At 55.9% G+C, this 15,319-nt stretch carries 9 protein-coding genes and 1 pseudogene; 8 read left to right on the top strand and 2 right to left on the bottom strand.

Translation table 11 applies throughout. From position 1 onward, the window contains the following. Window positions 1-17: 17 nt before the first annotated feature. Entirely contained in the window at window positions 18-1,481 is a 1,464-nt protein-coding gene (locus tag ACFFJP_RS03120; protein WP_377240421.1) for a sugar porter family MFS transporter, read from the bottom strand. Window positions 1,482-1,821: 340 nt separating this feature from the next. On the opposite strand from ACFFJP_RS03120, the gene ACFFJP_RS03115 reads away from it, so the two are divergent. The 8 genes from ACFFJP_RS03115 to ACFFJP_RS03080 all read left to right on the top strand — a co-directional run bounded on the left by ACFFJP_RS03115 (window position 1,822) and on the right by ACFFJP_RS03080 (window position 14,893). Next, window positions 1,822-3,309: an MFS transporter gene (locus ACFFJP_RS03115; protein ID WP_377240419.1), complete on the top strand. Its 1,488-nt coding sequence runs from the start codon at window positions 1,822-1,824 to the stop codon at window positions 3,307-3,309. A 48-nt stretch (window positions 3,310-3,357) separates the two neighbouring features. Then, the gene (locus ACFFJP_RS03110) at window positions 3,358-4,371 is read left to right on the top strand and encodes a glycoside hydrolase family 43 protein (RefSeq protein WP_377240417.1); all 1,014 of its coding nucleotides are present in this window, start codon (window positions 3,358-3,360) and stop codon (window positions 4,369-4,371) included. Between the two features lie 87 nt (window positions 4,372-4,458). Beyond that, window positions 4,459-7,002 carry a glycoside hydrolase family 3 N-terminal domain-containing protein gene (locus ACFFJP_RS03105; RefSeq protein ID WP_377240415.1) on the top strand — a complete coding sequence of 848 codons (2,544 nt, stop codon included), beginning with the start codon at window positions 4,459-4,461 and terminating at the stop codon, window positions 7,000-7,002. A 71-nt stretch (window positions 7,003-7,073) separates the two neighbouring features. Beyond that, window positions 7,074-9,689, top strand: coding sequence for a glycoside hydrolase family 3 protein (locus tag ACFFJP_RS03100; RefSeq protein ID WP_377240413.1), 2,616 nt, complete (start codon window positions 7,074-7,076; stop codon window positions 9,687-9,689). Window positions 9,690-10,311: 622 nt separating this feature from the next. Next, window positions 10,312-11,073 (top strand): tetratricopeptide repeat protein, encoded by a 762-nt coding sequence (locus tag ACFFJP_RS03095; RefSeq protein ID WP_377240411.1) that lies wholly within the window; start codon window positions 10,312-10,314, stop codon window positions 11,071-11,073. A 75-nt stretch (window positions 11,074-11,148) separates the two neighbouring features. Beyond that, window positions 11,149-12,222 carry a sensor histidine kinase gene (locus ACFFJP_RS03090; protein WP_377240409.1) on the top strand — a complete coding sequence of 358 codons (1,074 nt, stop codon included), beginning with the start codon at window positions 11,149-11,151 and terminating at the stop codon, window positions 12,220-12,222. Further along, window positions 12,219-12,833, top strand: coding sequence for a response regulator transcription factor (locus ACFFJP_RS03085; RefSeq protein WP_377240407.1), 615 nt, complete (start codon window positions 12,219-12,221; stop codon window positions 12,831-12,833). The genes ACFFJP_RS03090 and ACFFJP_RS03085 overlap by 4 nt, the downstream gene beginning before the upstream one ends. Window positions 12,834-12,973: 140 nt before the next feature. After that, entirely contained in the window at window positions 12,974-14,893 is a 1,920-nt protein-coding gene (locus ACFFJP_RS03080; protein WP_377240404.1) for a sialate O-acetylesterase, read from the top strand. Between the two features lie 155 nt (window positions 14,894-15,048). Here ACFFJP_RS03080 and ACFFJP_RS03075 read toward each other — a convergent pair. Beyond that, window positions 15,049-15,319: pseudogene (locus ACFFJP_RS03075) on the bottom strand (trypsin-like serine protease); the annotation flags it as partial.

Below are 15,319 nucleotides of genomic sequence, written 5' to 3'. Positions count from 1 at the left end.
GCTGCGACTTCGCTGCTTTATTCCATCTCTTCCAGTTCTTTGCCTTTGGTTTCATGCACCATTTTCAGCACAAAAAACACCGACAACAGCGCACCCAACGCATACAAACCATAAGCGCCGGCGAGGCCAATGCCGGTTAATAACAGCGGGAAGGTCATCGTGATCAGGAAGTTACACAGCCACTGCGCCAAACCGCTGACCGCGAGGCCGACACCACGGATTTGATTCGGGAACATCTCGCCAAGCATCACCCACATCACCGGGCCCCACGACAGGTTAAAGAAAAACACATAAGCATTGGCACTGACCAGCGCCAGCGTGCCGTAGTCACCGAGCAGCAGATTGCCGGCGGCGTCCTGATCGGCATTGGCAAAGGCATAGACCACCAGCGCTAAAGTGACCGTCATGCCAACAGAGCCCCACAATAACAGCGGCTTACGGCCGATGCGGTCAATCACCAACAGCGTCAGCACACAAGCGGCGATACTGATGCCGCCACTGATCACATTAATCATCAGGGCGTCGGATTCAGAAAAACCGACCGCCTGCCACAACACGGCGCCGTAATAAAACACCACATTAATGCCCACCAGCTGTTGAAAACTGGCGAGGCCAATCCCAACCCACACCAGTTTGCGTAATTTACCGGTGACGGGATCAAGTAAATCAGCCAGCCGGGGGGCGTGGTCAGCCTGCAGTGACTCGCGGATCTCCTGCACTTTACGGCTTGCCGCCGCCTGACCATACAGCCGTTGCAGTACATTGGCACCAGCCTCGTCGCGGCCTTTTAGCAGCAGAAAACGCGGGCTTTCCGGAATAAACAACAACATCAGCAGGAACAGCACCGCAGGCAGCAGTTCCATCCAGAACATCCAGCGCCAGGCATCAATGCCAAACCACAGCGGTTCGGTTGAAGCACCGGCAAATTCCGCCAACAGGTAATTGCTGACAAAAGCCATAAACAAGCCGAGGATAATGGCGATTTGCTGCAAAGTCGTCAGCATGCCGCGATAGCGTGCCGGCGCCACTTCGGCGATATAAGCCGGCGTGATCACCGAAGCAGCCCCCACCGCAAAACCACCCAGAATGCGGTAAATCACAAATTCTAGCGAGCCGTCGGCAATGCCAGAGCCCCAGGCGCTGACGATAAAAAACACCGCCGACCATAACAAAATCACCTTACGGCCATAAATATCCGCCAGCCGGCCAGCAAAGTAGGCGCCAATAGCGCAGCCCAACAGCATACTGGCGACGTTAAAGCCGGTGCCGACACTCTCTGACTGAAACGCCAGTTTCAGCCCATCGACAGTGCCGTTAATCACGCCACTGTCAAAGCCAAATAAAAAGCCACCGATAGTGGCCACCAGACTGATAAACAGAATTAACGCTTTATTTTCCTGCGCATGGGTCAGGTCTTTTAGTAAATGGTCTTGTTGCGAATTGCCGGCCGTTGGGGCCAGCGGATCATTTGCGGATTGCACGGGGTCGCTCCTTGTCAGATTTCTTGTTGTTGTCAGATGCCGTTATTTTCGCCAGCATAAGTTTTCTCTGTCAGGAACACACTGGCGATGTGAAAAAAGATAATTCTTTCAGAACATTCCGTTAGACCAGCCCCTCGGTTGTTCTTGTATGGTAAGGCTGTCATCTTGGCAACGGCGCGGTCGGCGCGGCAGTACTGAGCAGTATCTTGCCTTCGCAACTGCGGCACAAAAAAGATAATAAATTATTGAAATAAAACATAATTATTAAAAAATCGATCACAGCAGGCGCTGACAGCCGGCATAGTGACAACACAGCGCTTTTAATCACAGGCAATAGACGATGCAAACTGCAGGACAAAACTTAAGCGTGACCGAGAAAATCGGTTACAGCCTCGGCGATCTGGCCGCCAATCTGATTTTTCAGACGTTGATGACATTTCTCGCCTTTTTCTACACCGATGTCTACCAAATCCCGCCCGCTGCTGCGGCCACCATCATTTTTACCGGCGGTTTAATCGGCGCCTGTTTTAATCCGATCATGGGTATCATTGCTGACCGCACGCAAACGCGCTGGGGCAAATTCCGCCCCTGGATTTTATGGACAGCCATCCCTTTTGGTGTGATTGCGCTGGCCGCCTTTAGCACGCCGGCTTTTAGCCCGGAAGGAAAAATCGCTTACGCATTTTGTACTTATGTGTTGCTGGTGCTGGTGTATTCGGCCAATAACCTGCCCTACTCGGCGCTCAGTGGCGTGTTAACCGGCAATATGGCCGACCGCAACAGCTTGTCGGCGTACCGCTTTGTGGCTGTGATGGTGGCGCAGTTTATTATTCAGGCGCTGTTGCTGCCGCTGGTGCTGATTTTGGGCGACGGCGATAAAGCCGTTGGCTTTGAAAACACCATGACGTTGTTTGCCAGCGTCGGCATAGTGTTTTTCCTGATTACTTTTCTGACCACCCGCGAACGGGTGCTGACCATCGCCGCGCAGTCGTCCAGTATCCGTCAGGACATCGGCGACCTTGTGCATAACAAACCCTGGCTCATCATGCTGATTTTAACGGTGCTGGTGTTTATCACGCTGGCCCTCAAAGGCGGCATGTACATTTTCTATTTTGAGAATTATCTGGATGACGCCAAGGTTGCGACTTTTCTGCAGGACATTGGTTTTAATGGTTTTATTGCCGGTTTAAATGCCGTACTGACCAGCCTGGGGTTAACCGAGTTCTTATGGCCAAAAGATGCGGCGACCTCAGGTTTTAGCCTGTTCAACGCCGGCGGCATCATTTGCATGATCTTCGGTATCGGCTTTTCCAAACCGCTGGCCGACCGCTTTGGCAAACGCGATGTGTTTGCCGTAGCACTGTTTGTCTCGACGCTGTTTATTCTGGCGTTTTACCTATTTCCGTCCGATGCCATCGGTCTGGTGTTTTTGTCGCAAATTCTGCACGGCTTTTTTTATGGCATCACCATTCCGCTGCTGTGGGCGATGATCGCCGACGTCGCCGACTATTCCGAATGGAAAAACCACCGCCGCGCCACTGCCATCATTTTTTCCGCGATGATTTTTGGGCTGAAACTGGGCCTGTCGATTGGCGGCGCCCTGGTTGCTGGCATTCTGGCCAACGTGGGTTATGACGCGAGCCTTGCCACGCAAAGCGCAGACACCATCGACGGCATCAAATTATCGGTCAGCCTGTATGCCGCGCTGCCGTTTTTGCTCGGAGTTGGCATCGTTTGCCTGTACGAAATCAATAAACATAAAGAAAGCCAGATTGAGCGTGAGCTGAGCGCACGGCGCGCTGCCGCGGCCAGTCTCGCCACTGAATAAACAAAGCACGAACAGATTAAAACTGCATAACGAAAGTGAGTAACGCTGATGTCTGAATACACCGCGAAGCAGCTCGAGGCGCTGAAGCAACAAGCCATTTCGACCGATTTGGTCGAGCATATTTACACAGCCGATCCGTCCGCCCATGTGTTTGACGGCCGCATTTATATCTATCCGTCGCACGACATCGACGCCGGCATTCCGTTTAACGACAACGGCGATCACTTTGGCATGGAGGACTACCATGTGCTGTCGCTGGCTGCGCCTGGCGAACCCGTGACAGATCACGGCGTGGCGCTGCATGTCAATGACGTGCCCTGGGCCACGCGGCAAATGTGGGCACCGGATGCGGCGCAAAAAGGTGAGCAGTTTTATCTGTATTTCCCGGCGAAAAAAGCTGACGGGATCTTCCAGATTGGCGTCGCGGTAAGCGACAGCCCGACCGGCCCCTTCACGCCACAACCAGAACCAATCGCTGGCAGTTATTCGATAGATCCGGCGGTATTTGCCGACGATGACGGTGAATATTATCTGTATTTTGGCGGCATCTGGGGCGGACAACTGCAGCATTACCGCGACAACCAATGGCATGCCGACCATCAGGAACCGGCCGCCGCTGAAAAAGCGTTAGGCCCACGAGTAGCGCGGCTTCGCGACGATTTACTCGAATTTGCTGAAGTGCCGCGTGAAATCCGGATCCTGGATGAAAATGGCCAGCCTTTGCTGGCTGGCGATACCGCACGACGCTTTTTTGAAGCGTCGTGGCTGCACAAATATCAGGGCAAATACTACTTCTCCTACTCGACCGGAGACACCCACTTATTGTGTTACGCCACTGGCGATAACCCGTACGGACCTTTTGTTTATCAGGGCCATATCTTGGAACCTGTGGTCGGTTGGACCACTCATCACTCGATCGCCGAGTTCGAGGGCAAATGGTATCTGTTCTACCACGACTCGATTTTGTCTGGCGGCGTGACGCACCTGCGCAGTATCAAAATGGCCGAACTGCAGTATGACGCTGACGGCCGTATTGTGCCGCTGAAGCCCTATCGTGCATGAACAGTCGTGCATGAAAAGTCGCGAATAAAACACCGGGCTGTTGCGATTCACAGTCCGGCGTTAAACCGGTCAATTCAAGGAAGTTTTATGCGTAAATCGATTCTCAGTGCGATGTCAGCAGCCGCGTCAATTACAGTGCTAAGCGCCGCCGCCGTTGCCGCAACGTCAAAGTTGCCTTATCAGGACCCGGCGCGTTCCGTCACTGAGCGCACTGAGGATTTATTAAAGCGCATGACGCTGGAAGAAAAACTGGCGCAGCTGCAGAGCGTCTGGCATCAACGCCGGCAGATGGAAGATGCAAAGCTGAAATTTATTCCGGAAAAAGCCGCCAGCCTGATGCCGCATGGCATTGGCCATATCGCCCGGCCCAGTGAATTTAAAACGCCACAGCAAACCGCCGAGTTTAATAATGCGGCACAGCGCTGGCTGCGTGAACATACCCGGCTTGGCATTCCGGCGCTGATGCATGAAGAAGCACTGCATGGTTATGTCGCGTTTGATGCCACCAGCTTCCCGCAGGCGATGGCACTGGCCAGCAGCTGGTCGGCCGATGATGTGCAGGAGATGTATAGCGTCGCCGCGCGTGAAATGCGCGCCACCGGTGCGCACTGGGCCTTAGCGCCGGTGCTGGATATAGCCCGCGACCCGCGCTGGGGCCGGATTGAAGAAACCATGGGTGAAGACCCTTATCTGGTAGCCACACTGGGGATTGCCGCCATTCGCGGTCTCCAGGGTGAACCTACGCCAGAACATGGCTGGGATCAGCGCTTTGCCAATGACAAAGTGGTCGCGACGCTAAAGCATTTAACCGGCCATGGTCAGCCGCAAGCAGGCGTCAACACAGCACCGGCCCATATCGCGCCGCGAGAACTGGCCGAGGTGTTTTTAACGCCGTTTGAAGCCGCCGTGAAGCTGGCGCATGCCGCCAGTATCATGCCGTCTTACAACGAAGTTGACGGGCTGCCATCGCATATCAATCAGCCGTTGCTGCGCGATATAGTGCGCAAGCAATGGGGTTTTCAGGGCGCTGTCGTCAGCGACTATTTTGCCATTCAGGAACTGCGTAGCCGCCATCAGCTGTATGCCAATGATGCCGAAGCCGCCAAAGCAGCCTTGCTTGCTGGCGTCGATATGGAAACACCAGATCCCAAAGCCTATCCGCTATTAGCCGAACAGGTCAAAAGCGGTGCGCTGGATATTGCGGTGATTGATGACGCGGTACGCGCAGTGCTGCGGTTAAAATTCCGCCTCGGTTTATTTGAACAGCAGGAAGTGGTGGTAGCAGAGGCAGATCAGACACTTGGTTCGACAAAGAGCCGCCAGCTGGCACAAAGCATCGCCGAAAAATCCATTGTGCTGTTAAAAAATGACGCCACCCTGCCACTGGACGCCAGTAAAATCCGGCATCTGGCCGTGATTGGCCCGCATGCCGATGAAACCCTGTTGGGTGGTTACAGCAGTATTCCGCGTCAGACCGTCAATGTGCTGCAGGGTCTGCAACAGAAATTAAAGGGCAAAGCCAAGGTCAGCTTTGCCCGCGGCGCCCGCATCACCGAAAACAGCTTTTTGCAAACCAAAAGCGCTGCCACAGCGGATAGCACTGACACCTCCAGCACCAATGCGCTGCAAGCCGCAGCGGCCAAAGCAATCCAGCAGCGCAGCCAGCACGCCGGCACTTATTCAATGCTACGCTGGAACCACGACGACACTGTAGCAGCAGACCCTTTAGAAAACGCCCGGCTGCGCGCTGAAGCGGTCGCGCTGGCGAAAACGGCTGATGCCGTGGTGCTGGTACTCGGTGAAAACGAAGGGCTGGCCCGCGAAGCCTGGGCCGACAAACATTTAGGCGATCGCACCACGCTGGAACTGAGCGCCGATCAGCAGTTGTTGGCAGCACAAGTACAAGCCGCCGCCGGCGACAAACCTGTGGTGCTGGTGCTCAGCAATGGCCGGCCGCTGACACTCGGCAGCCTCGCCAGCCAAATGCCGGCTATTGTTGAAGCCTGGTATCTGGGGCAAGAAACCGGCACAGCGCTTGCCAATATTTTGTTTGGTGACGTGAACCCTTCTGGCAAATTGCCACTCACCTTCCCGCGCAGCGCCGGCCATATTCCAAGTTTTTATAATCACAAAGCGTCCAGCAGCCGCGGTTATCTGCACGACGACATCAGCCCGCTCTATCCGTTTGGCCATGGCCTGAGTTACACCGAATTCAGCTACAGCGACCTGAGCATTAGCACGCCTGATGTGGCGGCTGGTGCCGAGGCGCTGATTAAATTTCAGCTGAAAAACAGCGGCAAGCGCGCCGGCACTGAAGTGGTACAGCTTTATGTGCAGGACCCGGTGGCGAGTTTAACCCGGCCAGTCCAACAGCTCGTTGGCTTTGCCCGCGTCAGTTTAGAACCAGGTCAAACCGCACGGGTGAAATTTGCCTTGCCGGTTAATCAACTGGCATTTCTCGACAGCCAAATGCGCTGGGTGGTGGAACCCGGGGAGATCCGCGTGATGATTGGCAGCTCGTCGGCCGATCTGCGCCTGCGCGGTGTGTTTAACATCGCTGGCGCTGTGACCGATGTTAGCGCGGCCAGGGCTTTACAAAGCCGGGTTAACGTCAGTTATGGCAGTCCGTGAACCATAAATCGTAGCGCCCTATGAAAAAGAAGGCCAGCCTGGCACCACAGCCGAATTTATCAGGAGATACCATGAACAAAGATTTCAGCACCGGCCTATTGCTGTCCGCTAGCCTGGCCTTAAGCGCCTGTGGCAAAGCGCCTGAGCCGGCGGTCACTGCGCCTGCAGACACAGCCCCCGCCACGACTGAAACATCGGCGGTCGCCGGGCCTGCGGTGGCAACACCCCAGATCCAGCCAAACAACTGGCCTTTACAACCGTCCCCTATCGCCCGCCAACCGGCGGTCGAGGAAAAAATCAAAGCGCTGCTGGCACAAATGAGCCCGGCGCAAAAAGTCGGTCAGCTCATTCAGGCTGACATCGCCTCGGTCACACCACAGCAAGTGCGCGATTATTATCTCGGCAGTGTGCTGAACGGCGGCAACTCAGCGCCCGGTCGCGACAACAGAGTGGGTCCCAAAGCCTGGCTGGAACTGGCCGATGCGTTCTGGCAAGCCAGCACCGACACCAGTGACGGCCGGCCATATATTCCTGTGATGTGGGGCACAGATGCGGTGCATGGCCACAGCAATGTCAAAGGCGCCATTATTTTCCCGCATAACATTGGTTTAGGCGCGATGCGCGAACCTGGGATTTTGCGCAAAATCGGTCAGGTGACAGCAATTGAAATGCAGGTGACCGGCCTCGACTGGACATTCGCCCCAACCATCGCCGTGGTGCGTGACGACCGCTGGGGCCGCACTTACGAATCTTATGGCGAAGATCCGGCATTGGTCGCCTCGTACGCGCCGGAAATTCTGCAAGGCATTCAGGGTGAACCGGGCAGCGCCGACTTCCTGCGCGGTAACCACATGCTGGCGACCGTCAAACATTTCCTGGGTGATGGCGGCACCATCGACGGCAAAGATCAGGGTGATAACCAGCACAGCGAAGCCGACTTACGTGATCTGCATGGCCTGCCCTACTACAGCGCGATCAAGGCCGGCGCTCGCGCGGTGATGGCGTCCTACAACAGTTGGTACGGCGAAAAAATGCATGGGTTCCAGCCGATGTTAAGCGACGTGTTAGTCGGCCGGATGGGTTTTGACGGTTTTGTTGTCGGCGACTGGAACGGCCATGGTCAGGTCAAAGGCTGCACGCCAACCGACTGTGCCAATGCATTAAACGCTGGCCTTGATATGTTTATGGCGCCGGACAGCTGGCAGAAGTTATATGACAACACGCTGGCGCAGGTCAAAGACGGCCGTATTACTCAAGCCCGCCTCGACGAAGCAGTCAGCCGCGTGCTGCGCATCAAGGCCGAGATGGGCCTGTTTGACCAGGTGCAACCGTCCAAACGCCCGCTCGCCGGCAAGTTTGAGCTGCTGGGCAGCGCAGAACACCGGGCTGTAGCGCGCGAAGCAGCGCGCAAGTCGCTGGTATTGCTGAAGAACAATCAGAAGCTACTGCCAATCAAAGCGAACAGCAAAGTGTTACTGGCCGGGGATGGCGCCGACCATATCGGTAAACAAAGCGGCGGCTGGACGTTAAGCTGGCAAGGTGCTGGCAATAAAAACAGCGATTTCCCCAATGGTGAATCGATTTATGCCGGCCTTCAAGGCGCGCTGGCAGCCGGTGGCGGCAAAGTTGAACTGAGTGAAAATGGCCGTTTTACCAGCAAACCGGATCTGGCCGTGGTGGTATTTGGTGAAGAGCCTTATGCCGAATTTGTCGGTGACCGCGCCCATCTGGCCTTTGACGACAGCCGCGCGCTGCAGGTGTTGACCGAGTTAAAAGCCCAGGGTATTCCAACCGTGTCGGTGTTTTTATCGGGCCGGCCTTTGTGGGTCAATCCGGAGCTGAACCAATCCGACGCTTTTGTCGCCGCCTTTTTACCGGGCACTGAAGGCGGTGCCATCGCCGATGTGCTGGTACGGGCACCGGATGGCAACATCCGTTTTGATTTCCAGGGCAAACTGCCATTTTCCTGGCCGGCCGATGCGACTGGCAAGCCGCTGAATATTGGCGATGCCGACTACAAGCCACAATTCGCTTTTGGTTATGGCCTGAATTATCAGGATGATGTTGTGGTCGCAAAACTCAGCGAAAACTCTGGCATCAGTGCCGATTTGGTAGTGAATTTCAGCCGTTATCTGCATGCCGGTAAAGCAGTGAGTCCATGGCAGTTGCAGCTCCTTGATGGCGCTCAGGTCACGATAGTGACAGATCCGCAGCAACAATCAGCCACAGGCGCCCTCGCGAGCAAAGCGACCGACCGGCTGCAACAGGAAGATTCGATCCTGCTGAGTTTCAGCGCACCGGCCACGGCAGCTATTGCCCATGCCCAGCAGCAAGCCATAGACCTGGCCCGCCAGGCCAACGGTGACATGGTACTGGAACTGGAATATCAGCTATTAGCAATGCCGGAACAACAGGGCAAAGTTCAACTCGGCATGCGCTGCACAGCAGATCAACCGGGCTGTGAAACCTTACTCGATTTCACTGCAAACTTCGCGGGCCAGCAAGGCAAAGGCTGGCAACAACTGAAGATCCCGCTGCGCTGTTTCACTGACAACAACAAAGCCTTTGATCTGAGCAAAATCAGCCATCCATTGTTGATTAGCGCTGGCAAAGGCCTGCAAATCCAGCTGGCCAGAGTTCGCTTAACCGAAAACGAAGGCAATGGCATTTGTGGCGGCGGGCAATAGCAAACCAGGTGGTGGCTGTAGTTGAGTGCCGGCAACTGGCACATGCACTGTTGCTCGCCCAGATCATGGCCGCCGGTGTTGGCGTTAGGAATGGCGGTTTTGAGCGTGATGCAGAAATTCGGTTCAGATTGTTTGATATTGCGACGGATATCAAAGGTGCAATTCGCTTTGCTCATTGCACCCTACGATCGGGTCGCTGGCTGGTAGGGTGGGTAGAGCAAAGCGAAACCCACCGGGTGTCGCACACCGGGTGTCGCACAACGGGTGTTGCTGACCGTGCCTACCCTCACGTCGGGGCGGTAGGTACCGGCAAGCAACGCCCGCTGGGCGTCACACGCCGTACATGATAATTAAAAAATGTCCGCAACTGGCACAAAACTCAGTTACAGACCAGATATTGATGGGCGACGCCCAAGCGCAAACATCACAACATGTCACCCAAAGTTGCCTTGGTAGCCCTATACCCCACCGCCAGTAACACAACTTCTGATGATATCAATGTCCCCCAAACTCCTGACATTTGTCACCCGCTCTTGCTGATGTCTGACACTGCCGATCTTCCTGCCGGGGCGCCATCATGATTGCCACAACGCCAGGGTGGCGTTACACCGGAGCACACATCATGACATCCACAACACATACTGCATCGACACATTATTCATCAACACATGCGCTGCGTCTGACCTTGCGCTCAGTCTTTTTACTGGGCGCCTTAGCTGTCAGCCAACTGGCACCGGCTGCAGAGACGGTGACAGAACAGCTGAGCGCGATTGACCTCGCCAGCCAACAACTGGATATCCAGGCGCTGCAGCAATTCAGTCAGCAAGCGCAGGATGATTATCAGTTCGCTTACGCGCAATATCGTCTGGCCGTCACCGCATCAGTACGGGCGGATGAAGCGGTGTTAAAGCCGGCTTTATCGGCTGCTGCCGAGCGATTGGAGCAGTTGGTTGCCAGTGAACCGGCGCCTACCTTAAAAGCCGAAGCACTGGCCTTGCTGGCGCTGACCCGCGGTATGCAGGCAGGTTACTACCCGATTAAAGGCATGTATTACGGTCAGCAGTCCGGTAAAGCGCTGGATGCTGCGACCGCGCTGCAGCCACAGAACCCGCGCGTCACGCTGGCTGCCGCCATTCTGGCGTATCAGACACCCACCTTATTTGGCGGTGACAAAAAAGCTGCGTTAAGCCACACCAATGCAGCGATTAGCGCATTCGCCGCACCTTGTCAGGACATTTGCTGGGGCGAAGCCGAAGCCTATGTCTGGCGTGGTCTGGCGAAAAAAGAAGCGGGGGATCTGAGCGGCGCCAAAGCGGACTGGCAACAGGCGCTGCAACTGGCGCCGGACTATGGCTGGGCGAAAAAGCTGCTGCAAGGCGCATAAACACCACCATGTTTTAGCCACGACAACACCGGGCCCTTCCTGCCCGGTGCTGTTTTTGTCAGAACGGAGCCAACTATGCAAACCAATACCATGCGTCGCGGTTATCTGGTGTACCTCGGCTTTTATTTCCTGCCGCCGCTGCTGCAACCCACCGCATGGTGGCAATGGGCGGTGCTCGTCTGCGCGCTTGGCGCTTTTTTGTTTATCTATCAGAAGCTTGATCAGGCCAAGCCACAACGGCGCTGGTGGTGGCTGGCCGGGTTATGGGCCATCGCCAGTGCGGTGACCCCGCTCAATAGCGGCAGTATGGCGATGTTTGCCTACCTCAGTTTTTTCCTCGGTTTCTGGCTCAGCGGCGCTCGTTTTGCTGCCGCCATCATGCTGTTATTGCTGTGGCAGGCCGCGTTATTGTGGCTGTGGCACCCGACGCTATGGTTGCAGGCTTATGCGGTGATTGTGGCGCTTGGTGTCGGAGTGACCGGTATCGTTGAGCGGATGCGCTTGCAGCATCAGCAAGCACAGCAGCGCAGCGACGCTGAACTGCAGTTGATGGCCCGCCAGCTGGAACGCGAACGCATCGCGCGCGATTTGCATGATTTACTCGGGCATAGCCTGGCCAGTATTGCGTTAAAAGCCGAGCTCGCCGACGTCTGGCTGGCACAACAGCAGCCGCAGGCAGCACGGCAGCAACTGGCAGAGTTGCAGCAGCTGGCGCGACATAGCCTGCAGCAGGTCCGCCAGACCATCAGCGGCTACCGTCAGCAAGGCTTGGATGTGCTGTTACCGGAATTGTTAGCGTTACTGCGCAGCAACGGCTGGACTTGTCTGGTCGATGCGGATTTAACCACGTTGGCCGCGCAAAGCCCGCCGGAGCTGGAGCTCTGTCTGACCGAGCTCTGCACCAACCTGTTAAAACACAGCGATGGCGATGAACTTTATTTGCAGGCCAGCAGCGATGGCCACCACTGGCAACTGCAACTACAGGACAACGGTCCCTGCAGCAACCTGCTACCCGGCAGCGGCTTGACCGGCATCCGCCAGCGCCTGCAGGCGCTGGGCGGTAGCTTCAGCTGGCAGTTGGAACCCACCCGTTTTGTCTTGCGCTGGCCTTGTCAGCAATCCCCCGCAATCACGGAGCACGCCGCATGAACATTTTATTTGCTGAAGATCAGGCCATTTTACGCAGCACGCTGGCGACCTTATTGCGAATGCTCGGCCAGCATCAGGTCACCGAAGCCGAAGACGGCCAGCAAGCGCGGCAATTGCTGCGCCAGCACAGCTTTGATTTGTTGCTCACCGATATCGAAATGCCCGGTTTCAGTGGCCTGGAACTGGTAGAAATGCTGCAGCAGGAACAACAGCACAAGACTGAACGTCAGCGCTGCAAACTGATGATCCTAACCACCTTTTCACGCGCCGGTTACGTACGCCGCGCCTTGCAGGCCGGTGTCGACGGCTTTGTGCTAAAAGACAGCCCGGCCACGGAATTACTCGCCGCCATCGATAAAGTGATGGCCGGCGGCAAAGTGATAGCACCGGAACTGGCGATGCTGGCACTCGGGCAGGACAACCCGCTGCACGACAAAGAGCGCCGCGCGCTGCGGCTGTGCAGTGAAGGCAAAAGCACCAGTGACATCGCAGCGCTGTTGTTTCTGGCAGAAGGCACAGTGCGTAATTATTTATCCGATGCGATCAATAAGCTTAATGCCGCCAACCGCGTCGACGCCGCGCGCATCGCGAGGCAGCGTGGCTGGCTTTAAGTGGCGGGCTTTTAGCAGGCAGCGTTCACAGCTGTTTTACGAAATTTCGCGACCGGCTGACCTTAACTGTCAAATGGCTTGACCTGCCGCGGGTACGTGGCAGTCTGGAGTTTTGTGCCATGTAGCCAAGGAACTGACTGATGCCAAAGCTGTTTTTGTCCGCCCTGCTCACGTTATTCATCGCCGCCCCGCTGCAGGCGGACATCCGCCTGCCCAAACTCATCAGTGACCATCTGGTGTTACAGAGTGGTCAGCCGCTGCCGCTTTGGGGTTATGCCGCACCGGGTGAACAAGTCACAGTCCGCCTGAATGACTCCGCTGCCGGCACCGTCACAACCGATGCAAACGGCCGCTGGCAACTGACTTTGCCACCGCAAGTGGCCGGTGGGCCGCATCTGCTGGAGTTTCAGGGTCAGAACCTGTTCAAAGTGCAGGATGTCTACTTCGGCGATGTGTTTGTCGCCTCCGGTCAGTCCAATATGGAACTGACGATGGCGCGGCTGGAAGAGGCCTACCCGGCAGATCTGCTTAGCGCCAACTATCCGCTTATTCGCCAGTTTAATGTACCGCAACGTTATGATTTTAAAGCATCTCAGCAGGATCTCAGCGAAGGGCAATGGCTGGTTGCCAGTCCAAAGACTATCCAGCATTTCTCCGCGCTGGCCTTTTATTTCGCCCGCGATTTACAGGCTCACAGCAAAACAGCCATTGGTATCTATAACGCCGCACTTGGTGGCTCACCGGTCGAATCCTGGCTGGATGAGTCCACTCTTAAGCAGTTTCCGGACGCTTATCAACTGGCGCAGATTTACAAAAGCGATGCGTTAATCCGCGATATTGAAGCGGCAGATCAGGCAAAAAATGCTCGCTGGTATGGTGATTTACATAAGAACGACGCGGGCCTCCATGCAAAAACGCCCTGGTATTCGCCTGCGCTCGATGACAGCAAGTGGGCGGATTTTACCGTGCCTGGCTTTCGGCAAGATGCCTTCACCGGCGTCTGGTGGTTGCGTAAAACCATTCGCTTAACAGCAGAACAAGCCGCGCAGGCGCGGATTTTGCGGCTCGGATCTATCGTTGATGCCGAAGAGGTGTACGTCAACGGCAGTCAAATCGGCAATACCACTTATATGTATCCGCCACGGCGTTATCCGCTGCCACAGGGCCTGCTTCAAGCCGGCGACAACTTGATTGCGGTTCGCGTCACGGTCACCAATGGCGCGCAGAACCGCAGTGGTTTTATCCCGGATAAACCTTATTGGCTTGGCACTGACAGCAATAAATTCGATTTAACCGGCCAGTGGAAAATGCAGACGTCGACGCCTGCCAAAGCGCTACCGATGGATGCTTTTATCCGCTGGAAGCCGCTTGGGCTCTATAACGCGATGATTGCGCCGCTGCAAACTCTGCCGGTAAAAGCGGTGTTGTGGTATCAGGGCGAATCTAATGTCGGTGCCTACCAGCACTATGAGCAGCGCTTTCGCGCCATGATCCGCCAGTGGCGTGCCCAGTGGCAGCAGCCGGAATTGCCGTTTTTATATGTCCAATTGGCTAATTTCCTGCCGAAACAATCAAACCCACTGCAAAGCAGCTGGGCCGGTCTGCGTGAAGCACAAGCCGCCGTGCTCACCGAACCCAAGACTGCCATGGTGGTCGCCATCGATACCGGCGAGTGGAATGACATCCACCCGGTCGACAAGCGCACGCTCAGCAGCCGCATGGCGCTTGCAGCGCGGGCGGTGGTTTATGGCGAAAACATCGCGTATCGCGGGCCAGTGCTACAAAGCCTGCAACAACAAGGTGCGTCGTTGCTGCTGAGCTTTTCACACAGCGAACAAGGCTTGGTGCTGAAACCCGGCAAGGCCTTTGCCATCGCTGGTGCTGACGGCCAGTTTGTCTGGGCTGAAGTTGCCTTAGAAAATGGGCAGATCCGCTTGTCTCATCCGCAAGTGCCAGCCCCGACGCAAGTGCGTTATGGCCATGCCGACAATCCGGATGCGGTGCTCTACAACAGCGCCGGTCTGCCGGCATCGCCATTTAGCGCCCGGCTGGCAGAGTGATGGCCTGAAGTCAGGTGATGCCCATCACTTGATGAAAGCACGCGACATACTGGCTGCGCTAGCCAGCTCGGACAAGCGGTTGAACGCGGAGCTTTTGCCGCAGTGTGCAGCGAAAGCTTCGGCAAATAGCCGATTCAGAGAACTCGCTGCCCAACTCAGGGTTTTGCAGTCAGCCTTATCTCCTGACAAATCTGCAGGATGTTTTCTGCGGTCACCCCGTCCGGCCAACGCCGTAGCTGAGGCAGCGCCAGTGTTGCCGGGACTTGTGGTCCGGCCTGATGCATGACCTGCTCGATCCACGGCAGAAAAAACGACACCCGGCTGTAAACTTCCCGTCCGCCATAAAAGCTGCCATGGTCGTTAGCGCCGCGCGAACTCAGACCCAATAACCAAAATTGCTGGTTACGGCGCAGAAACGCCGGTCCA

Origin of the sequence: Rheinheimera tilapiae (assembly GCF_042432165.1) — a bacterium.
Lineage (GTDB): Bacteria > Pseudomonadota > Gammaproteobacteria > Enterobacterales > Alteromonadaceae > Pararheinheimera > Pararheinheimera tilapiae.
This window is presented reverse-complemented; position numbering and strand designations above follow the sequence as displayed.

Excerpts from the sequence above, each read along its gene's own strand:
- ACFFJP_RS03115 (WP_377240419.1), top strand. The coding sequence starts at position 1,822 with ATGCAAACTGCAGGACAAAACTTAAGCGTGACCGAGAAAATCGGTTAC.
- ACFFJP_RS03110 (WP_377240417.1), top strand. The coding sequence starts at position 3,358 with ATGTCTGAATACACCGCGAAGCAGCTCGAGGCGCTGAAGCAACAAGCC.
- ACFFJP_RS03105 (WP_377240415.1), top strand. The coding sequence starts at position 4,459 with ATGCGTAAATCGATTCTCAGTGCGATGTCAGCAGCCGCGTCAATTACA.
- ACFFJP_RS03100 (WP_377240413.1), top strand. The coding sequence starts at position 7,074 with ATGAACAAAGATTTCAGCACCGGCCTATTGCTGTCCGCTAGCCTGGCC.
- ACFFJP_RS03095 (WP_377240411.1), top strand. The coding sequence starts at position 10,312 with ATGACATCCACAACACATACTGCATCGACACATTATTCATCAACACAT.
- ACFFJP_RS03090 (WP_377240409.1), top strand. The coding sequence starts at position 11,149 with ATGCAAACCAATACCATGCGTCGCGGTTATCTGGTGTACCTCGGCTTT.
- ACFFJP_RS03085 (WP_377240407.1), top strand. The coding sequence starts at position 12,219 with ATGAACATTTTATTTGCTGAAGATCAGGCCATTTTACGCAGCACGCTG.
- ACFFJP_RS03080 (WP_377240404.1), top strand. The coding sequence starts at position 12,974 with ATGCCAAAGCTGTTTTTGTCCGCCCTGCTCACGTTATTCATCGCCGCC.